The 19,081-nt window shown below is 57.5% G+C and carries 17 protein-coding genes and 1 tRNA gene; 6 read left to right on the top strand and 12 right to left on the bottom strand.

What is annotated here, in order from left to right; translation table 11 throughout:
- Nucleotides 1-62: 62 nt before the first annotated feature.
- Together AFK65_RS13445 and norR are read right to left on the bottom strand one after the other, a co-directional pair.
- Nucleotides 63-1,556: a SulP family inorganic anion transporter gene (locus AFK65_RS13445; protein ID WP_038856714.1), complete on the bottom strand. Its 1,494-nt coding sequence runs from the start codon at nt 1,554-1,556 to the stop codon at nt 63-65.
- A 108-nt stretch (nt 1,557-1,664) separates the two neighbouring features.
- Nucleotides 1,665-3,182, bottom strand: coding sequence for a nitric oxide reductase transcriptional regulator NorR (gene norR / locus AFK65_RS13440; RefSeq protein WP_038856716.1), 1,518 nt, complete (start codon nt 3,180-3,182; stop codon nt 1,665-1,667).
- Nucleotides 3,183-3,339: 157 nt separating this feature from the next.
- On the opposite strand from norR, the gene norV reads away from it, so the two are divergent.
- Nucleotides 3,340-4,773, top strand: a complete 1,434-nt coding sequence (norV, locus tag AFK65_RS13435; protein ID WP_007699822.1) for an anaerobic nitric oxide reductase flavorubredoxin — start codon at nt 3,340-3,342, stop codon at nt 4,771-4,773.
- A gap of 3 nt (nt 4,774-4,776) precedes the next feature.
- Nucleotides 4,777-5,919 carry an NADH:flavorubredoxin reductase NorW gene (gene norW, locus AFK65_RS13430; protein WP_038856718.1) on the top strand — a complete coding sequence of 381 codons (1,143 nt, stop codon included), beginning with the start codon at nt 4,777-4,779 and terminating at the stop codon, nt 5,917-5,919.
- Nucleotides 5,920-5,922: 3 nt separating this feature from the next.
- Here norW and AFK65_RS13425 read toward each other — a convergent pair whose 3' ends face one another.
- From AFK65_RS13425 to AFK65_RS13415, 3 genes are all read right to left on the bottom strand, one after another.
- On the bottom strand, nt 5,923-6,135 hold the full coding sequence (locus AFK65_RS13425) for a KTSC domain-containing protein (RefSeq protein WP_007699816.1): 213 nt from the start codon (nt 6,133-6,135) through the stop codon (nt 5,923-5,925).
- A gap of 79 nt (nt 6,136-6,214) precedes the next feature.
- Nucleotides 6,215-7,132, bottom strand: coding sequence for a DMT family transporter (locus tag AFK65_RS13420; protein WP_007699813.1), 918 nt, complete (start codon nt 7,130-7,132; stop codon nt 6,215-6,217).
- Nucleotides 7,133-7,194: 62 nt separating this feature from the next.
- Nucleotides 7,195-8,214 carry an iron-containing redox enzyme family protein gene (locus AFK65_RS13415; RefSeq protein ID WP_007699810.1) on the bottom strand — a complete coding sequence of 340 codons (1,020 nt, stop codon included), beginning with the start codon at nt 8,212-8,214 and terminating at the stop codon, nt 7,195-7,197.
- A 609-nt stretch (nt 8,215-8,823) separates the two neighbouring features.
- On the opposite strand from AFK65_RS13415, the gene AFK65_RS13410 reads away from it, so the two are divergent.
- Nucleotides 8,824-9,405 (top strand): DUF4142 domain-containing protein, encoded by a 582-nt coding sequence (locus AFK65_RS13410; RefSeq protein ID WP_007699808.1) that lies wholly within the window; start codon nt 8,824-8,826, stop codon nt 9,403-9,405.
- Nucleotides 9,406-9,596: 191 nt separating this feature from the next.
- On the opposite strand, the gene AFK65_RS13405 is transcribed toward AFK65_RS13410, so the two are convergent.
- The 5 genes from AFK65_RS13405 to AFK65_RS13385 form a co-directional block, all read right to left on the bottom strand.
- On the bottom strand, nt 9,597-9,959 hold the full coding sequence (locus AFK65_RS13405) for a cupin domain-containing protein (RefSeq protein ID WP_007699801.1): 363 nt from the start codon (nt 9,957-9,959) through the stop codon (nt 9,597-9,599).
- Nucleotides 9,960-10,034: 75 nt separating this feature from the next.
- On the bottom strand, nt 10,035-10,853 hold the full coding sequence (locus tag AFK65_RS13400; RefSeq protein ID WP_007699798.1) for an AraC family transcriptional regulator: 819 nt from the start codon (nt 10,851-10,853) through the stop codon (nt 10,035-10,037).
- Nucleotides 10,854-11,099: 246 nt separating this feature from the next.
- Nucleotides 11,100-11,176 (bottom strand) — tRNA-Pro (locus tag AFK65_RS13395).
- A 74-nt stretch (nt 11,177-11,250) separates the two neighbouring features.
- Complete coding sequence (yejM, locus tag AFK65_RS13390; RefSeq protein ID WP_038856722.1) at nt 11,251-13,014, bottom strand: LPS biosynthesis-modulating metalloenzyme YejM; 1,764 nt, start codon at nt 13,012-13,014, stop codon at nt 11,251-11,253.
- 19 nt (nt 13,015-13,033) lie between these two features.
- The gene (locus tag AFK65_RS13385) at nt 13,034-13,261 is read right to left on the bottom strand and encodes a YejL family protein (protein ID WP_004387431.1); all 228 of its coding nucleotides are present in this window, start codon (nt 13,259-13,261) and stop codon (nt 13,034-13,036) included.
- A gap of 134 nt (nt 13,262-13,395) precedes the next feature.
- On the opposite strand from AFK65_RS13385, the gene yejK reads away from it, so the two are divergent.
- The gene (gene yejK / locus AFK65_RS13380; RefSeq protein ID WP_007699792.1) at nt 13,396-14,400 is read left to right on the top strand and encodes a nucleoid-associated protein YejK; all 1,005 of its coding nucleotides are present in this window, start codon (nt 13,396-13,398) and stop codon (nt 14,398-14,400) included.
- A gap of 100 nt (nt 14,401-14,500) precedes the next feature.
- On the opposite strand, the gene rplY is transcribed toward yejK, so the two are convergent.
- Entirely contained in the window at nt 14,501-14,785 is a 285-nt protein-coding gene (rplY, locus tag AFK65_RS13375) for a 50S ribosomal protein L25 (RefSeq protein ID WP_004387433.1), read from the bottom strand.
- Nucleotides 14,786-14,911: 126 nt separating this feature from the next.
- A complete protein-coding gene (locus AFK65_RS13370; protein ID WP_038857151.1) occupies nt 14,912-16,672 on the bottom strand; it encodes a DEAD/DEAH box helicase in 1,761 nt (586 codons plus the stop codon).
- A gap of 170 nt (nt 16,673-16,842) precedes the next feature.
- Between AFK65_RS13370 and rsuA the strand changes: the two genes are divergently transcribed.
- Together rsuA and AFK65_RS13360 are read left to right on the top strand one after the other, a co-directional pair.
- Nucleotides 16,843-17,550, top strand: a complete 708-nt coding sequence (rsuA, locus tag AFK65_RS13365; RefSeq protein ID WP_038856723.1) for a 16S rRNA pseudouridine(516) synthase RsuA — start codon at nt 16,843-16,845, stop codon at nt 17,548-17,550.
- 15 nt (nt 17,551-17,565) lie between these two features.
- Nucleotides 17,566-18,762, top strand: coding sequence for a Bcr/CflA family multidrug efflux MFS transporter (locus tag AFK65_RS13360; RefSeq protein ID WP_038856725.1), 1,197 nt, complete (start codon nt 17,566-17,568; stop codon nt 18,760-18,762).
- Nucleotides 18,763-19,081 lie beyond the last annotated feature (319 nt).

The raw sequence follows: 19,081 nt of genomic DNA, 5'->3' as shown, positions 1-19,081 counted from the left end.
AAAAAGGCGAAAGTTATCTTCCGCCTTGCAGAGCCTGAAACCACCGCGCTTGCGGTGGTTTTTTACAGCTTGCCGCTCAGCCGCTGGTGGAATTCGTGGCTGCGCATATCCAGCCCTTCAATTTCCACTGTCGCGTTATAGCGCTGATAGTGCGTTTCGATGGCGTCCAGCGCCGCGACGGTCGAGGCGTCCCAGATCTGCGCGTGGGTTAAATCGATAATCACCCGCGCCGGATCTTCCGCGTAGCGGAAATGCTCGTAGAGATCGTTGCTGCTTGCGAAAAACAGCGGGCCGCGCACCCGGTAGCGCACCGCGGCTCCGTTATCGATAACCTCGCGCTCGGCGCGCACGACGTGGGCGACGCGACGCGCGAAGAGCATCATCGCAAACAGCACGCCGCCCGCCACGCCAATGGCGAGGTTGCCGGTCCAGACGGTGGCGATGACGGTGACGACCATCACCAGCGTTTCAGAGACCGGCATGCGCTTGAGCGTGGCTGGCGCGATGCTGTGCCAGTTCAGCGTTTTCGCGGCGACCACCATCATGATGCCCGCCAGCACGACCATCGGGATCTGCGCCATCACGGCGCTCAGCCCGGTCACCATCAGCAGCAGCACCAGCGCCGCGGCGATGGTGGAAAAGCGCGAGCGGGCGCGGCCCAGCTCCACATTCACCACCGTCTGGCCGATCATCGCGCAGCCGCCGATGCCGCCGTAAAACCCGCTCAGGATATTGGCCACGCCCAGCCCCCAGCATTCGCGGCGCTTGCTGGACGGCGTATCGGTGATGTCATCCACCAGACGCGCCGTTAAAAGCGATTCCATCAGCCCGACAAACGCGATGCTCAACGCGCAGGGCCAGATGATATGCAGCGTCTCCAGGTTAAGCGGCACCAGCAGTTGCGTGAAGCCCGGCAGGCCCGGCGTCATCGGGCCTTCATCGCCAACGGTCGGCGGCGTCAGGCCGCACGCCCAGGCGATGACGGTCACCGCGACAATCGCCACCAGCGGCGACGGCACGCTTTTGGTGACGCGCGGCAGCAGCAGCACGATGGCGAGCGTGGCGGCGAACAGCAGCCAGACCATCTGGCTCTGCCCCCAGACGTGCGGCACCTGGGCCATGAAAATCAGGATGCCGAGCGCGTTCACAAAGCCAGTCATCACCGAGCGCGGGATGTAGCGCATCATGCGCGCCAGCCCACCCAGCCCGAAGAGGATCTGGATGATGCCGCCCAGCACCAGGGCAGGCAGAATGTAGCCGACGCCGTGCTGATGCACCATCGGGCCGATGACCAGCGCCACCGAGCCTGCCGCCGCCGTCACCATGGCCGGACGTCCGCCGAGCAGAGACATGCTGAAGCACAGCACAATAGACGCCACCAGGCTGACTTTCGGGTCGACGCCCGCAATGACGGAAAACGAGATCACTTCCGGGATCAGCGCCAGCGCGGTCAGAATGCCCGCCAGCGTTTCGCGCATCAGCAGGCGCGGCGTGCGCAGCACATGCGCTACAGAAAGCTCAGGCACCGCCCGAGCCGCAGTTTGAGTATCAGACATGAGTATTTGCAGGTGTTTTTATGATGAGCGCCGCCCTTTGCGGGCGGCAGGGACGGGCGATGGTACAGAGCAAGGCGACAAAACGCCAGCCTTGCTAAACGGATGCGGTTACTTCAGGCCGAGCCTGCGCGCGAGCCGGTGCAGATTGCCGGGGTCCATCTCCAGCAGCCGGGCGCAGGCCGCCCAGTTATTACCGGCAATCTGCAACGCGCGCTGAATGTAATCGCGCTGAAACTGGCGCGTGGCGCGCTGCAGGTTTTCGACCGGCGGCGCGGCGGCGGCTGGGGTTTCGCGCGGCGCGACGACGCTTGCGCCCGGAGCGAAGTGGTGCGCCAGCAGCAACAGTTCCGGCCCGCGGCTTCCGGCCTGCGCCACGATAATCGCGCGGTAGAGGGCGTGTTCAAGCTCGCGAATATTGCCAGGCCAGCGCTGCGCCATCAGCCACTCGCTTGCCTGCGGGCTCAGTGCCACGCGGTTCAGGCCGAACTTCACCCGGCATTTCTCGCAGAAATAGCCCGCCAGCAGCAGGATATCGTCACCGCGCTCGCGAAGCGCCGGTACGTGGAGCGGAAAGACGCTCAGGCGATGGTAGAGATCGGCGCGAAAGCCGCCCTGCGCCACGGCGTCCCGCAGGTCGCGGTTGGTGGCGGCGACAATGCGCACGTCCACCCGCAGCAGTTTATCTTCGCCGACGCGCTGCACATCGCCATATTGCAACGCCCGCAGTAGCTTCGCCTGTAGCGTCAGCGGCAGCTCGCCCACCTCATCGAGAAACAGCGTGCCGTTATCGGCCAGTTCAAATTTGCCGCGCCTGTCGTGGATTGCGCCGGTGAACGCGCCTTTGATATGCCCGAATAGCTCGCTCTCCGCCACGCTTTCCGGCAGCGCGGCGCAGTTGACGTAAACCAGCGGATTCGCGGCTCTGGCGGATTGCGCGTGTAACTCCCGCGCCACCAGTTCTTTACCGACGCCGGTTTCGCCAAGCACCAGCACGTTGAGATCCGACGGCGCCACCAGCGATATCTCTTTTTTCAGCTGCTGCATCGGGGCCGACTCGCCAATCATCTCCAGCCGCTCATCCGGCTGAACGCTCTCCAGCGCACGGCTGAAGGGGGCGGCGGTTTTCTCAAGCTGTTCCACCAGCAGCGCGTTGTGCAGCGCGCTGCCCGCAAGGCTCGCCACGCCGCGCAGTTCGTCGTCGCTGTAAGCATCAAACTGCGTGGCGCTCATGCCGTCCAGCGTCAGCGCGCCGATAAGCGTCTGCCCGGAGAACAGCGGCATTCCGACGCAGGCGTGCACATGCAGCTCCTGGCGCTCCGGGATCAGCCCGTCGTAAGGGTCAGGCAGAAAGCTGTCGGCGGGAAAGCGCACCACGTCGCCTGCCCGCGCGATAGCTTCGAGGCGCGGATGCGCCGCCAGGCTGAAGCGGCGGCCCATCACATCCGGGGCGAGGCCCGCCGTCGCCAGCGGGCGGAACTGGCGGTCTTCATAGCGCAAAAGCGCGGTGGCGTCGCAGTGAAGCAGGCGGTGAATGCTGGCGATCATGCGGTTAAAACGGTCGCGCCCCGGCAGGCCGTTTTGCATATCGACCGCCAGCGCGGCGAGAGACTGGGCAGAGAGCGGCATCGTGTCAATTCCACAATAGAGTGTCAAAAACACCATACTCTGTGATGGTCATTTTGACAATCATGCATTTATAAATTCTATTAAATCAGATAATTAAAAACTGGCACGGTCTCTGCAATACCCGATGCATACCGGATTATTTCAGAGGAACCTTGCAATGAACATTCATGTCAAAAACAACATTTTTTGGGTTGGCCAGCGCGACTGGGAAGTGCGCGATTTTCATGGCACCGAGTACAAAACCTTAAAAGGCAGCAGCTACAACAGCTACCTCATTCGCGAAGAGAAAAACGTTCTGATCGATACCGTTGACCATAAATTCAGCCGGGATTTCGTCAACAACCTGCGCAGCGAAATCGATCTGGCGGATATCGACTACATCATTATCAACCACGCCGAGGAAGATCACGCCGGCGCGCTCACCGAGCTGATGAACTGCATTCCGGATACGCCCATTTACTGCACCGCCAACGGCATCGATTCCATTAACGGCCATCACCACCACCCGGAGTGGAACTTCAACGTGGTGAAAACCGGCGACACCCTGGACATCGGCAACGGCAAAAAGCTTATCTTTGTTGAAACGCCGATGCTTCACTGGCCCGACAGCATGATGACATACCTGACCGGCGACGCGGTGCTGTTCAGCAACGACGCCTTCGGCCAGCACTACTGCGATGAACATCTGTTCAACGATGAAGTGGATCAGGCTGAGCTGTTTGAGCAGTGCCAGCGCTACTACGCCAACATCCTCACGCCCTTCAGCCGCCTGGTGACGCCGAAAATCACCGAAATCCTCGGCTTCAACCTGCCGGTGGCGATGATTGCCACCTCTCACGGCGTGGTCTGGCGTGAGAATCCGACGCAGATAGTGGAGCTGTACCTGAAATGGGCGGCGGATTACCAGGAAGATCGCATTACGATTTTCTACGACACCATGTCCGGTAATACCCGCCTGATGGCGGATGCGATTGCTCAGGGCATCAACGAGGTGGACCCGCGCGTGGCCGTCAAAATTTTCAACGTCGCCCGCAGCGATAAAAACGAAATCCTCACGCATGTTTTCCGCTCTAAAGGCGTGCTGGTCGGCACCTCCACCATGAACAACGTGATGATGCCGAAAATCGCCGGGCTGGTAGAAGAGATGACCGGTCTGCGTTTTCGCAACAAGCGCGCCAGCGCGTTTGGCTCGCACGGCTGGAGCGGCGGCGCGGTCGACCGGCTTTCCACCCGCCTGCAGGACGCCGGGTTTGAGATGTCGCTCAGCCTGAAGGCCAAGTGGCGCCCGGATCTCGACGCGCTGGAGATCTGCCGCGAGCATGGCCGCGAAATCGCGCGCGCCTGGGCCTTATCGCCGCTGCCTGTGACCGCGCCAGCGGTGGCGGAAGCGTCCGGCGTGGGCATTCAGGAGCCGGACGAACCGGTGGGGCAGTGCATGATCTGTACCGTCTGCCAGTGGGTTTACGATCCGGCGAAGGGCGAGCCGAATCAGGACGTCGCGCCCGGCACGCCGTGGGACGAGGTGCCGGAGACGTTCCTCTGCCCGGAATGCGGCATCGGCAAATCGGTCTTTGACGTTTACGAGGGCTGAACCATGCGCGAGGAACTGATTATTATCGGCGCGGGCTTTGCCGCCCGCCAGCTGGTGCGCCACCTGCGCCAGCAGGACAGGACGCGTCCGATCCGGCTTATCACGGCGGACAGCGGCGATGACTATAACAAACCCGACCTCAGCCATGTGTTTACTAACGGGCAGCGCGCGGACGATCTCACCCGCCAGCGCGCAGGCGAGTGGGCGGAACAGAACGACATTGCGTTGCATCCGTTGACGCAGGTGACGGCTATCGACACCGCCGCGCGCACTGTGGAAACCAGCGCCGGCACCTTTCCCTGGCAGCAACTGGTGCTGGCCACCGGCGCGCAGGCGATGGTGCCGCCGGTGAGCGGCAGCGAGCTGATGTTTACGCTCAACAGCCAGCAGGAGTATCGCCGCTGCGAGGCGGCGCTGCGCGACGCCAGACGCGTGCTGGTGCTGGGCGGCGGGCTGATTGGCGCCGAGCTTGCGATGGATCTTAACCGCGCCGGGAAACAGGTGACGCTGGCGGATACCAGCACGAGCCTGCTCTCATCAATACTGATACCGGAAATCAGCGCGCGCCTGCAAACGGTGCTGATGCAACACGGCGTAACGCTGCGGCTCAGCACCGGCCTGTCGTCGCTCGCGCGCCATCACGATTCGCTGGTGGCGACGCTCACCGACGGGCATCAGCAAAGCGTAGACGCGGTGGTCTGCGCCATTGGCCTGCGGCCCGATTTAACGCTCGCTCGGCGCGCCGGGCTGGTGACGCGCCGGGGAATTGTCGTGGATGACCGGCTTGCCACCAGCCACCCGGATATTTACGCGCTCGGCGACTGCGCGGAGATCCGCGGGCAACTGCTGCCGTTCCTGCAACCGGCGCAGCTGTGCGCCATGACGCTCGCCAGAAACCTCACCGGTAACGCGCAAAACCTGACGCTGCCTGCGATACTCGTTAAAGTGAAAACGCCGCTGATGCCGCTGCATCTGGCGGGCGATACCGGCAACCGGGCGCTGATGTGGGAGATGAGCATCAGCCCTGGCGGCATTATCGCGCGGGGCATGGACGGACAGGGCGTGTTGCGCGGCTTTGTGGTGAGTGAGGATCAGATGAAGCAGGCGTTTGGCCTGCTCAAAGCCCTGAACGCGTCGAACGCCTGAGGATTATTCCACGCGCTGGTAAGGAAAGCGGTCTTTGATGGATTTACGAAAATAACGCCCTTTTGAGAGGGCGTTGCCCAGCGCGAGATACACCTGCTCCGGCACGTTCAGATAGTGATAGACCGCGCCGTTATGAAAGGCTATCTCCAGCACCCGGCTGTCCCAGTCGTAGCCGACTGACGCCAGGCTGCGGGAGATGACATTTTCTCGTTGCATGTCGCCCTCGCGGCAGATGGGGAAGTTACGTTAAGTATAGCGCCCAACGGCGCGGATTCGGCCTCGCCGCCGCTGTTGATTAGCGCTCCATCACGCCAGGGCTGGCTTTGGGCTCATTTCTGTAGGAACAACAGATGATGCCAAAGACAATCAGCACCATCGTGATGATGTGATAGCTTCTGAGTTCGTTGCCTAAAAACACAATGCCCATGATACCGCCTGAGACAGGAATAAGATGGGTGTAAATTTCACTGCGGGTCGTGCCTATCAGCGAAACGCCTTTATTCCAGAAAACATAGGACAACCAGGACGGAAAAATAATCAGGTAGAGAATGCCTGCGATAACGGCGGGCGAAAGCGTGTAAATCACGCCCCGGTAATCCGGCGCCAGCGCCGCATGCAGCATAAACATCGGCACCAGAATTATCGTACCGATGAGCGAGCTAAACGCGACAAAAGAGGTGTTTTTCACCGTCTTATCTTTAAGGCGTAAAAACGCGCAGTAAAAGGCCCAGCTCAGCGCGGAGATAATGGTCAATACATCGCCCAAGCCGAAGGTTTTTATATTGCCGCTGCCGCCAGCGCTGGAAAATGCGAGATATAGTACCCCGCCCGTACTGGCGATCACGCCGATAATATTGCGGGCCGAAATGCGCTCGTGAAACACAAAATGGTTAATCAGCAGAACCAGACACGGCGTACTGGAGATATAAATCGCGGCGTTCAGGGACGTGGTGTACTGCAGCCCGATATATAAGCTCAGCGGGAAACTGACCTGGCCCAGAAATGAGAGCAGAGTATTAATGCCGAGATGTTTTCTCAGCACGGCGAAATCAACAGAGCACTGACGCCAGTAAAGCGCCAGCATCAGCGCGGTGGTAAATCCCCAGCGAATAAGGCTTAACCCGTACGGGTCCACATACTGGACCAGGATATGTCCCACCACATAATTTCCGCCCCAGAAAATCGCGGCGAGAGCGAGCAGTAAATAGGCCACAGATTACCTCTCGTTCAGCATACAGAATAAACCCGGAGTGTTTCTCCGGGCTCATATCGTCATCACAGCGCGAGCAATTTTTGCATCAGTTGATCGTAGTAACGCCCGGCGGTGCGCAGCCGTAATAAACTGCCCAGATAAAATTCTTTGCGGGTCGCCGGGTCGCGTTCGGCGATGACATCAATCACGTTATAAAGCCAGTCATCGCCGTGTTTGATGTCGATAGTGATGTGCTCGGTATAGTACTTCACATCGCGACTGATAAGCCCCAGCCGCAGACAGCCGTTAACCAGTTTTGTATATTGTGGCGGGTCTAACACTTCTGTCATCGCCATTACGCCGAGCAATTTGTAGTAGTGTTTGCGGTTAACCGAGCCCAGCATAAACGCGTTATGACCGGCCAGCGCTTCCGTGCCGTACATATCGATGTAGTGATTGGCGGGCAGGGTGATGTCCTGGCGCGCCAGAACGTCTTTATAGAGATTGACGTGCGTGAAGACGTTATCGCCGTGGCCTATCTCATCCCACAGGTTTTCGCTGATGGTGCCGCGCGTTTCCGGCTGTGAGCCAATCAGGGTGTAAGCGACCAGATCAAAGAAAATTAAATTAAGGGCGCTGTCGCTTTTAAAAAAATAATAGAGCTGTCGGGTGGAGGCATCTTTTTCAAGAAACTCAAAAAGAGGGTGATGCGACGCCTTATGCGCGTGCCAGACCGTTTTTAAATAATCGCCGTAATGCTTTGAGGTATTCACTTCATCAGGAATCGCCAGCCCGGCGAATTCATGCGCCATCCACTGCTGTTCGATAATATTTTTTATTTCCAGGGCGGCAGGATCGTATTGTCGTGCGGCGGGCGCTGATAAAGGATGGGCCAGTACGCTCTGGTAAATAATAAATAACGCGTGCTGAGCTATTTTCTCATCGACCGCCGAGTTCTCATGCCAGGCGCGCCGGACTATTTCGTGGAGCGTGTTAAGCGCGGGGGAATTATCGCTGTCGCCATTAAGCCAGGCGAGCAGGCTCTGAGTAAAACCATAACTATCATCCGTAAAGGCGGGTTCAATTCTCTGAAGATTAAACATGGTAAATTCCTTGTTTTAGACGCGCTAATTGTGCGGTTATTGCTATCTTCAGATTTGTGACGCAAGTCACATAAAAAAGGATATATTTTATCAAAAAAAGCGTAAAAGCGCGGGCATGATAATAAGCCGCCTGAGAAATCAATCTTCGCACGCGCAGTAATAGTGATACCCACATGAAATTATTAATTACTGAAAAGTAAACAAGGCGGATTGTAAAATGAGCAATACAGTATTCCGGCAGAGAATAGGGTGATATAGGGCCGGGTAAAGCGCGTTAATTTCTCAGTTTCAGCCAGACGAGACCTCCCTCGCCACACGTTAAAAAGAATGGATGCGTCATGTCAGAATAAAAGGTTTTTGCCCTTTACCGTAAAGAGAATGTCCCTTTAACGCGTCACGCCAGAAAATGCCATCACGGTTTACATCGCTTCCACGGACTATTTCCGTTTCTCTGCTGCTATTCGCTTCGTCTGGCCGTGAAAACACTGACGCAAACGGCTATCTCAGATTGTTGTCCTATACTGACCTGTGCAATTGTCATTTACCTCTGAGGCTGAGCATGGTTAATCACCTTGCATCAGCCTTACTCATGGCCTTCAGGAGAACAAAATGCAGAAGAGCAAAACCGTGAAAGGATTGCTGGTGGTATCAGCAGTCGCAGCGATGTTCAGCACTCTCAGCGTGCAAGCCCAGACGCCAGCGAGTACCGCGCAGACTGGCGCCGCAAGCCAGACCTCATCGGATGCCAAACTCAGCGCCGGCGACGAAAAAGCGTTAAAGGACATGGCGCAGGCCAATATTAATGAAGTCGCCGCCGCGAAGATTGCGCTGGAGAAAGCGCAGAACAGCGACGTCAAAGCTTTTGCGCAGAAGATGGTCGACGACCATAGCGCTGCCCTGACCAAAGTTCAGACGGTCGCCCAGCAGAAGGGCGTGACTCTGCCGACGGAGCCGGACGCCAAACATAAGGCCATGGCCGCTAAGCTCGAAAAAGAGAGCGGCGACGCCTTTGACAAAATGTATATGGAAAACGCCGGCACCAAAGACCACAAAATGGTGCTATCGAAGCTGCAAAGTGACGCCAAAAATATCAAAGATCCTGATGTGAAAGCGCTGGCCGATGCGCACACGCCGGTCGTGGAGGAGCACCTGAAGTCCGCGGAGGAGATGTCGAAGCATTCAGGGAAATAATCGGCTCAATTAATGCGTACAGGGCCGGGATGTGGGGTACGGCATTCAGGATAGTGAATAACGCCGCGATGCGTGGCGTTATCACAGGTAAAGATGACAGGGACGTTACCCTGCCTGTGGCGGCAGGCGAGAAGCGCCGCGAGCGCGTAATACCGGGGTCTTCCGTCTGGCGGGTTTAAAATCCTCCTGTGTTAGATCCAGACATCGCTCTCGGCGGTGCGGTCTCCACCTTCGTGCCCGGTGTTCAGGACGCCACAGGGTTCTATCATCATCATTTTCACCGTCGTCTGCGCAGAAGTTTTATGCTCAACGCCTTTTGGCACAACGTACATCTCACCCGCGCCAACGAGCACATGTCCGTCACGAAAATCAATGCGTAACACGCCCTCAACAACAAGGAATGCTTCGTCGGTTTCAGGATGCGAGTGCCATATAAAATCCCCTTCAATTTTAACTATCTTGAATTGATAGTCATTCATTTGGGCGATAACTTTCGGCTGCCAGCGCGCATCGAAGAGGGAAAATTTCTGTTCCAGATTAACAGGAAAATACATGGTGACGCTCCCTATGGTTGAGAAGCATCCAGGATAAAACAAGCCCGCGGTGCTGGTCTTGAACGATCGTGCAGCTCAGGTATGACTGTTGTGTATAAATTTCTGCCAGCGTCCCGGCGAGATGCCAAACGTTTTAATGAACTGGCGAGTCATGTGGCTTTGATCTGCAAAACCGGCTTCAGCAGCGGCCTCAGCCAGCGTCAGGCCTGCCTGAATCTGACGTCGGCAATATTCAAGCCGGCGCATCGTCACATATCGATAAGGGCTCGTTCCGTAGAGCGCACAAAAATCCCGGCTCAGGCTCCAGCGATCTCTGCCGCTTATCGCGGATAAGGTATCCAGAGTAATGTTCTGACTAAATTCGGCTTGTATATATTCGCGCGCGCGCTCGGCAGAGCGATAATCCACCAGGCATCGGCGAAAACGTCGCCCCCCAATGGTCGCGAGCGTCTGAGCCAGATCATAGAGCGCATCTTCTTCTTCCAGCGCGTCAATAGAAGCTTCCGGCGCTTTCAGCAGCGGCTCCGTCGCCGCATAAAGCCGGGGATCGGATGAGATCCCTCCAGGAATAAAGGGCAAGGGTTTACCGCCCAGGATTTTCTGTATTAAGGCAGGATCGATATACAACATCCGGTACTGAAATCCGTCTGTCGTCCCCGCTTCGCCATCATGAACTTCGTCCGGATGCAAGACCATGGTCCCGCCCGGTAAGCTATGTTGTTTACTACCCCGGTAATGAAAGCGTTGCACACCGGATAACGTCCTGCCGATGGCCCAGATATCATGCCGATGTGGTTCATAACCATGCCCACTGAAATAGGCCTCGATGCGCTCTATTTTTCCCGGCGTTTGTGCGAATTTGACCCAGTCTTTATTCTGTTGTTCGCCAGGCATGCGTCACCTTTTCTTATCTGAAAATGGATCCTTACCATAAACGCATGGGATGCATTTTTAAAACAATCAGACAGCGTTTCTCCTGAATCTTTTCAGAAGGGGATGCGTACAGCGTTTTGTTACGCGGCGGGTCAATCGTGCGGCGTTTTACAGGGGGAAATGACAGAGATGCATCATTATTTCACCATCGCCAAATCGCAGGCATAAAAAAACCAACCGCAACGGGTTGGTTTTCTTGGGATTTTTTGGTCGGCACGAGAGGATTTGAACCTCCGACCCCTGACACCCCATGACAGTGCGCTACCAGGCTGCGCTACGTGCCGACGTGGAGGCTTATACTACCCGTTTTTATGCTGATTGCAAGCCGCCGCAGGCTGAGTGATTTATAAATAATCAATCAGTTAGCAATGAACCGTTTTTCATCCGTCAGCACCTGCAACAGCAGGCTGAGCTGCGGTTTATCGTCGTTCATCCGCTCGCCGCGCAGGTCGTACATCCGGTAGTTGCCGTTGTTATCCAGCACCAGCGTCATCTGCGGTGTCGTCACCGCCAGCGTGTTGTTATCCGCGCTCACCACCCAGTTGTTGCGGCGGGAAGGGGAGAAGAGATCTTCGCCCTGCGAATATTCATAGGCTGGCGTGCGCACATGTAACAGGCGCTGCATCAGCGTCGTCATCACGTCCTGGTGATCGGTCAGTTTCGTCACGCGCTGCGCAGGCGTGCCCGGCCAGTGAATAACCAGCGGCACCTGAATGCGCGAGCGATCCCAGCCGAAGCTCTCCTGCTGTTTGCCGAGCGGCACGCCGCGGCCCGCCGTAATAATCACAACGGTATTTTCCAGCTTGCCGCTCGCTTTCAGCGCCGCGAGCACGCGGTCAATCTGCGTATCCACATTCCCCGCCGCGCGGGCGTAGCGGCGCGTGAAGGCCGCCTGCCGGGTATCTTCATCAATACTGGTGCCGTTGAACGAGACCCATGAGAACCAGCGGTTATCTTCCGAGGCGTATTTATTCAGCCAGCTAATCCACTGCGAGGCGGTTTGATCGTCGCTCTGCGGCTGCGCCGTAGGAAGCGAGAAATCCGACAGCAGCGCCTGGCGGTACAGCGAACTGCTGAAACCGTCGGACGCGAACAGGCCCAGCTGATAGCCCTGCTGATTGAGCGCGGTGATCAGCGCCGCCGGAATGCGCGCGGCCAGCACGCCATCCATATAGCCCGGCGAAATGCCGTAGAACAGGCCGAAGATGCCGTTGTCCGACAGGTTCCCGGAACTGAAATGCTGGGTAAAGTTAATGTTGTCGTGCGCAAACTGCGCCAGCGACGGCATCTGTTTTTCAAAGCGCGAATAGTTCAGGCCGTCGACCGTAATAAACAGCACGTTATGGCCGGAGCCCATATCGCCGTACCGCAGATCGCTCAGCGGATACTGCACGCTCACCGCTTCCGGATCGCCTTGTTCCACCAGTCGACGCTGATACTCCTGCGCGTCCAGCAGACCATGTTTTTCCAGAAAACGGCGCGCCGTCATCGGGTAGGAGAGCGGCAGGTTCGCGCGCTGCATCGTGACCGGGCGGTAGAAATTGGCGTCGGCCCAGATGTACATCACATGCGTGGTCACGAACGAGGCGAAAAAGAGCGCCGCCACGGGGCGCGCGTACCGACGGCGGCGCGTCAGGCTGCGCAGCTTCTGCCAGCTCCAGGTGGCGAACAGCATCTCGATAAGCAAAATCACCGGCACCGCGATAAACATCAGCTGCCAGTCGCGGGCCATCTCGCTTTGATCGGGGTTAATCACCACCTGCCAGACCACAGGGTTGATGTGCAGGTGGAAGCGGGTAAAGACTTCGCTGTCGACCAGCAGCAGCGTCATGCCGACGGTCGCGAGGATCGCCGACAGGAACCGCATCAGCCGCTGCGACATCACGATAAACGTGAGCGGGAAAAGGATTAACAGATACGCGGCAAAAACCAGAAAGCTAAAGTGGCCCACCAGACTCACGTAGGAGTAAATCCGGCCCGTCAGGGTCGTGGGCCAGTCGGCGATAAACAGATAGCGGCTACCGAGGACAATGGAGAGCAGAATATTGAACAGGGCGAACCAGTGCCCCCAGCTGATCATCTGGGAGACTTTTTCGCGGTAGCGCTGACGGTTAGTCACCATAGCTTTTTAACGTTCTTCCTTAGTGCGCGTTATCGTCGCGAATGGAGGACTGCAACGCCTCCGCGAAGGAGCGCGCCAGCGTCTTGCGCTGCGCGGGGGCCACGCTGTTATTGATAACATTGGTGACCATATTCCCAAGCACCATCAGGGAAAGGTCGGTCGGCGCTTTGTGCTTTGACAGCACGCTCGCCAGTTCAGTCAGTAATTCTTCAACGCGTTCATCACTATAGCGGGATAGTTGTGGCATAAATCAACATCAGTTTGTTCAGGAAAGTCCAATATCTTACCGTAGCAGTGGCTTTATTTCCGCTTTTTTATCAGCGGTTGCGCAGGACGGCGGGCAGTGGTTGAATACGCCCCTGCCCAACAGGAGAGTTTATCATGAGTCTGGATATCGACCAGATTGCCTTACATCAGTTAATTAAGCGCGATGAGCAGAATCTGGAGCTTATCCTGCGCGACTCGCTGCTTGAACCAGGCAATACGGTCACGGAAATGATGGCCGAGCTACATCGCGTCTACAGCGCGAAAAGCAAAGCCTACGGCCTTTTTAACGAAGAGAGCGAGCTTGCCGAGGCGCTGCGCCAGTGTCGTCGCGGCGATGAGGATTTCCTGGCGTTCAGCCGGGCGGCCACCGGCCGTCTGCGTGACGAGCTTGCGAAATACCCGTTTGCCGATGGCGGTATCGTGCTGTTTTGTCACTATCGTTACCTGGCGGTCGAATACCTGCTGGTGGCGGTGCTGAACAACTTAAGCAGCATGCGCGTTAACGAACAGCTGGACATCAGCACCACGCACTATCTGGATATCAACCACGCCGATATCGTCGCGCGCATCGATCTGACCGAATGGGAAACCAACCCGGAATCGACCCGCTACTTAACCTTCCTGAAAGGCCGGGTAGGGCGCAAGGTCGCCGATTTCTTTATGGATTTCCTGGGCGCGAGCGTCGGGCTCGATACCAAAGCGCAGAACCGCGGGCTGTTGCAGGCGCTGGATGATTTCACCGCCGAGGCGCAGCTCGATAAAGCCGAGCGCCAGAACGTGCGTGCGCAGGTCTACAGCTACTGCAACGAGCAGTTGCAGGCGGGCGAAGAGATTGCGCTGTCTGAGCTTTCCAGAGAGCTGCCGAATTTTGGCGAGAAAAGCTTCCAGGAGTTTACGGCGGAGCAGGGCTACGAGCTGGAAGAGACGTTCCCGGCGGACCGCAGCACGCTGCGCCAGCTGACCAAATACGCCGGCAGCGGCGGCGGGCTGACGATTAACTTCGACGCCATGCTGCTTGGCGAGCGTATTTTCTGGGACCCGGCGACCGACACGCTGACCATCAAAGGCACGCCGCCGAACCTGCGCGATCAGCTACAGCGCCGCACGTCAGGCAAATAAACATGAAATGAAAAAGGGCGGAATCTCCGCCCTTAATTTTTGCGCCTGAATTACAGGCAAAAAAAACGCCGCATAGCGCGGCGTTTTTTCTTCATTGCACTTACGCGCGAACGAAGTCGATGTGGTGCAGTTTCGGTTTGTACGGGTGACGCTGTACAGCCTGAACTTTTACTTTAACTTCTTTGCCATCGATAGCCAGAGTCAGCACTTCGCTGTAGAACTCCGGTTTAGCCTGCATGTTCATCACTTTGTCGTGGTCCAGTTCGATTGCAACCGGAGCCTCGGTGCCACCGTAAACGATAGCCGGGAACTTGTTGGCGTGACGCAGGCGGCGGCTCGCACCCTTACCCTGCTCTTTACGTACTTCAGCGTTGATAGTAAACATTGACATCTCTCTTAATAAAGAAACCTGTTACAGGCGACCCAGCAACAGGCAAATGACTGGCTTTGCGGATGCAAAAGCGGGCGGCATTATAGCTATTCGAGCGCGCAGGGGCAATGAAAACCGCCGCTAACCGCGTAATTCATTGGCGCGGCGGAACCGGCCGTTATAATCGAACACCTTTTCACGCACCTGCCAGTACTGGCCTTTGAGCCTTGCCACCACGAAATCGGGGTGACGCAGCAGCGCCTGCTGGGCGACGATATCGTTGACGGTTATCCAGCGCAGCGGCACGCCCGGCGTGCGGGTGTGCGGGCGAATAAAAAGCTGTTCGAAGGCGGTGCGCTGCGCGGGCGTCTGCAGGCGAAAACGTTCGCTGACGTCCGCACCGTCCTCATCGTAATAGGTCACTTTCAGCCATTCGCCTTTCTCGTCGGCGCCCGGCTGAAGTTGCATCCCGCCGCAGCGCAGCACCAGCGCGTCTTTTAGCTTCAGCGCCGCTTTCAGCATATCGTCCGGGTCTACCAGCACCTCGTTGCATTCGCGACAGCGCCGCGCGGCGATATCGTTTTCCGCGTTGCAGTGCGGGCAGTTTTTAAAGCGGAAGCGGTAGTCGCACTGCTCCCGGTGGCCCTCGTCATCTTCAAACCAGCCCTGGCAGCGGCGGCCGAAATGCTCAATCAGCGTGCCGTCCGCCGTGGTTTTGCCCCAGAAGGTGTTGGCGAAACCGCAGGCGGGGCAGAAGACCTGCACCGGTACGTTGTCGCTTTTGCCCTTCGGCGCGCCCACTTCCGGCGCGTAGAGATCGTGCGGGTTGCCCGCGTAATCGAGGATCAGGCAATCTTTTTTGCCCGGCGACAATCGCAGCCCGCGTCCGACAATCTGCTGATAGAGGCTGACCGATTCGGTCGGGCGCAGAATAGCGATGAGATCGACATGCGGCGCGTCAAAGCCGGTGGTGAGTACCGCCACGTTGACGAGAAAACGCAGTTGCTGGGCTTTGAACGCCTCGATAATCGCGTCGCGCTCGCGACCCGGCGTTTCGCCGGTAATCAACGCCGCTTCGCCCGCCGGCAGCAGGCCGGTGATTTCGCGCGCGTGCTCAACGGTCGCGGCGAAAATCATCGCGCCGCGGCGGTCGGCGGCGAATTCGACAATCTGGCTCACGATATGCGGCGTGATGCGCTGCTGCTGTTTCAGCTCGCGGTTGAGATCGGCCTCGCTGAAGAGCCCGTTGCTCTGGGCCTGCAGGCGGCTGAAATCATATTGCACCACGGGCATATCAAGGCGCTCCGGCGGCGTCAGGTAGCCGTGCTTAATCATATAGCGCAGCGGCAGTTCATAGATGCAATCGCGAAACAGCGCTTTTTCATCGCCGCGCACCATACCGTGATAATGGAACTGGTAAATCCAGCCTTTGCCGAGGCGAAACGGCGTGGCGGTCAGCCCCAGCAGCCGCAGGCGCGGGTTCTGCTTACGCAGGTGCGTGAGAATTTGCTGATACTGGCTGTCGTCGTCATCGCTGATGCGATGGCACTCATCGACAATCACCAGCGAGAATTCTCCCTGAAAATGGTCGAGGTTGCGCGCCACCGACTGCACGCTGCCGAACACGACCTTGCCGTGGCTCTCTTTGCGCGCGAGACCGGCCGCGTAAATATCCGCCTCAAGCCCGAGCGCCAGATATTTCGCATGGTTTTGCGCCACCAGCTCTTTCACATGGGCGAGCACCAGCACGCGGCCGCGCGCGAGCCGCGCCAGTTCGGCGATCACCAGGCTTTTGCCTGCGCCGGTCGGCAGAACGATCGCCGCTGGCGCGTCGTGGCGGCGAAAATGATTCAGGGTGGCATCCACCGCTTCGCGCTGGTAGGGACGTAAAGTAAAAGACATGGGGCCTGCAGAAATAGGGATCACGCTAATATTATGCCACGAATCATTTTCATCTTGTGAGCGGGCCATTGCCCGTTATACTGACGGCTCTGATTCCGCTTCAAGAACATTGACGGGCGCTTTGCCCGCCCCCGCGTCGGAACTGCATCAACAACAGGCTTATAAACGTAATGCGACTTGATAAATTTATCGCCCAGCAGCTTGGCGTCAGCCGCGCTATTGCTGGCCGCGAAATTCGCGCCAGCCGGGTCACGGTGAATGGCGACATTGTAAAAGACACCGCTTTTAAACTGCTGCCGGACCACGGAATTGAGTATGACGGCAATCCGCTGACCCAGCAGAATGGCCCGCGCTATTTTATGCTGAATAAACCGCAGGGCTACGTCTGCTCCACCGACGATCCGGATCATCCGACGGTGCTCTATTTCCTGGACGAGCCGGTCGCGCATAAGCTGCACGCCGCCGGACGGCTGGATATCGACACCACCGGTCTTGTGCTGATGACTGACGACGGCCAGTGGTCGCACCGCATCACCTCGCCGCGCCACCACTGCGAGAAAACCTATCTGGTGACGCTGGAATCGCCGGTGGCGGATGATACCGCGGCGCTGTTCGCCAAAGGCGTGCAGCTGAATAACGAAAAAGATCTCACCAAACCGGCGCAGCTTGAAGTGATCACGCCGACCGAAGTGCGTCTTACCATCAGCGAAGGCCGCTATCATCAGGTGAAGCGTATGTTTGCGGCGGTGGGTAACCATGTTGTCGGTCTGCATCGCGAGCGCATTGGGGCGATTGAACTCGATCCTGAGCTTGCGCCTGGCGAATACCGCCCGTTAACCGAAGACGAAATTGCCAGCGTTGGCATGCCGTCACGCTAATTTCAGGAGTCGACTGTGACCACCAGGCAGAATTCGTCGCTGGGTATTGTGTTTATTCTTGGCCTGCTGGCCATGCTGATGCCGCTCTCTATCGATATGTATCTCCCGGCGCTGCCGGTTATCGCCAGCGAGTTTGGCGTCGAGGCGGGCAGCGCCCAGATGACGCTCAGCACCTATATTCTGGGCTTCGCCATCGGCCAGCTTTTTTATGGCCCGATGGCCGACAGCCTGGGACGCAAGCCGGTGATCCTCGGTGGCACGCTGATCTTCGCGGCGGCTGCCATCGCGTGTGCGCTGGCGCAGACTATCGATCAGCTCATCTATATGCGTTTCCTGCACGGGCTCTCCGCCGCGGCGGCAAGCGTGGTGATCAACGCCCTGATGCGCGATATCTACCCGAAGGAAGAGTTCTCGCGCATGATGTCGTTCGTGATGCTGGTGACCACCATCGCGCCGCTGCTGGCGCCGATGGCGGGCGGGGCGGTGCTGGTCTGGTTTAACTGGCACGTTATTTTCTGGATCCTCGCGGTGCTGGCGCTGCTGGCCTGCGCCATGATTTTCTTTCTTATCCGCGAAACGCTGCCGGTGGAGCGCCGCCAGAAGTTTCACTTCCGCACCACGCTTGGCAACTTCGCTACGCTGTTTCGCCATAAGCGCGTCCTGAGCTATATGCTGGCGAGCGGCTTCAGCTTTGCGGGTATGTTCTCGTTTTTAAGCGCCGGGCCGTTTGTCTATATCGAACTGAACCACGTTTCGCCGCAGCATTTTGGTTATTACTTCGCGCTGAATATCGTGTTTCTGTTCGTCATGACCATCATCAACAGCCGCTTTGTGCGCCGCGTGGGCGCGCTGAAAATGTTCCGCGCCGGGCTGTTTATTCAGTTCGCGATGGCGGTGTGGCTGGTGATTAGCGCGCAGTTCGATGTCGGTTTCTGGTCGCTGGTGCTGGGCGTGGCGGCGTTTGTCGGCTGCGTGTCGCTGGTGGCGTCCAACGCGATGGCGGTGATCCTGGATGAATTCCCGCATATGGCGGGCACGGCGTCGTCGCTGGCGGGCACGTTCCGCTTCGGGATTGGGGCGATTATGGGCGCGCTGCTTTCCACGGCGACGTTCAATTCCGCCTGGCCGATGCTGCTCTCTATCTTCTTCTGCGCCACCTGCTCGATTCTTTTCTACCTCTACGCAAGCCGTCCTCGCCGACGCGCTGCCTGATCTCTCGCGGGAGTTTTTCTCCCGCCTCTACCTCTCTTAATGATCCCCTCTGACGCCCTTCTGTAAGCCATTTTCGTTTCCTGAATGTAAAAATATATCGTGTAAAAAGTCACAGCCTTGTATTAAAAAAGGTTGTGTCGTGGCGCGTAACGGGGTACATATAGCGCCAAAATGCGAGCCACCGCACAAAATAACCGCCTCGCTGGTGATGAAATAACCTGCGAACGCTTGCAATGAAACCGTTTTCTTTGTTGACGCGATCACTTTTTGTCAACATGTGTTAATCTTTATGTGAATGACTTGTAAAATTTATGTTTCC

Origin of the sequence: Cronobacter universalis NCTC 9529, from assembly GCF_001277175.1 — a bacterium.
GTDB lineage: Bacteria > Pseudomonadota > Gammaproteobacteria > Enterobacterales > Enterobacteriaceae > Cronobacter > Cronobacter universalis.
This window is presented reverse-complemented; position numbering and strand designations above follow the sequence as displayed.

Coding starts and splice junctions, on each gene's coding strand:
- AFK65_RS13445 (WP_038856714.1), bottom strand. CDS start 1,556: ATGTCTGATACTCAAACTGCGGCTCGGGCGGTGCCTGAGCTTTCTGTA.
- norR (WP_038856716.1), bottom strand. CDS start 3,182: ATGCCGCTCTCTGCCCAGTCTCTCGCCGCGCTGGCGGTCGATATGCAA.
- norV (WP_007699822.1), top strand. CDS start 3,340: ATGAACATTCATGTCAAAAACAACATTTTTTGGGTTGGCCAGCGCGAC.
- norW (WP_038856718.1), top strand. CDS start 4,777: ATGCGCGAGGAACTGATTATTATCGGCGCGGGCTTTGCCGCCCGCCAG.
- AFK65_RS13425 (WP_007699816.1), bottom strand. CDS start 6,135: ATGCAACGAGAAAATGTCATCTCCCGCAGCCTGGCGTCAGTCGGCTAC.
- AFK65_RS13415 (WP_007699810.1), bottom strand. CDS start 8,214: ATGTTTAATCTTCAGAGAATTGAACCCGCCTTTACGGATGATAGTTAT.
- AFK65_RS13410 (WP_007699808.1), top strand. CDS start 8,824: ATGCAGAAGAGCAAAACCGTGAAAGGATTGCTGGTGGTATCAGCAGTC.
- AFK65_RS13405 (WP_007699801.1), bottom strand. CDS start 9,959: ATGTATTTTCCTGTTAATCTGGAACAGAAATTTTCCCTCTTCGATGCG.
- AFK65_RS13400 (WP_007699798.1), bottom strand. CDS start 10,853: ATGCCTGGCGAACAACAGAATAAAGACTGGGTCAAATTCGCACAAACG.
- yejM (WP_038856722.1), bottom strand. CDS start 13,014: ATGGTGACTAACCGTCAGCGCTACCGCGAAAAAGTCTCCCAGATGATC.
- AFK65_RS13385 (WP_004387431.1), bottom strand. CDS start 13,261: ATGCCACAACTATCCCGCTATAGTGATGAACGCGTTGAAGAATTACTG.
- yejK (WP_007699792.1), top strand. CDS start 13,396: ATGAGTCTGGATATCGACCAGATTGCCTTACATCAGTTAATTAAGCGC.
- rplY (WP_004387433.1), bottom strand. CDS start 14,785: ATGTTTACTATCAACGCTGAAGTACGTAAAGAGCAGGGTAAGGGTGCG.
- AFK65_RS13370 (WP_038857151.1), bottom strand. CDS start 16,672: ATGTCTTTTACTTTACGTCCCTACCAGCGCGAAGCGGTGGATGCCACC.
- rsuA (WP_038856723.1), top strand. CDS start 16,843: ATGCGACTTGATAAATTTATCGCCCAGCAGCTTGGCGTCAGCCGCGCT.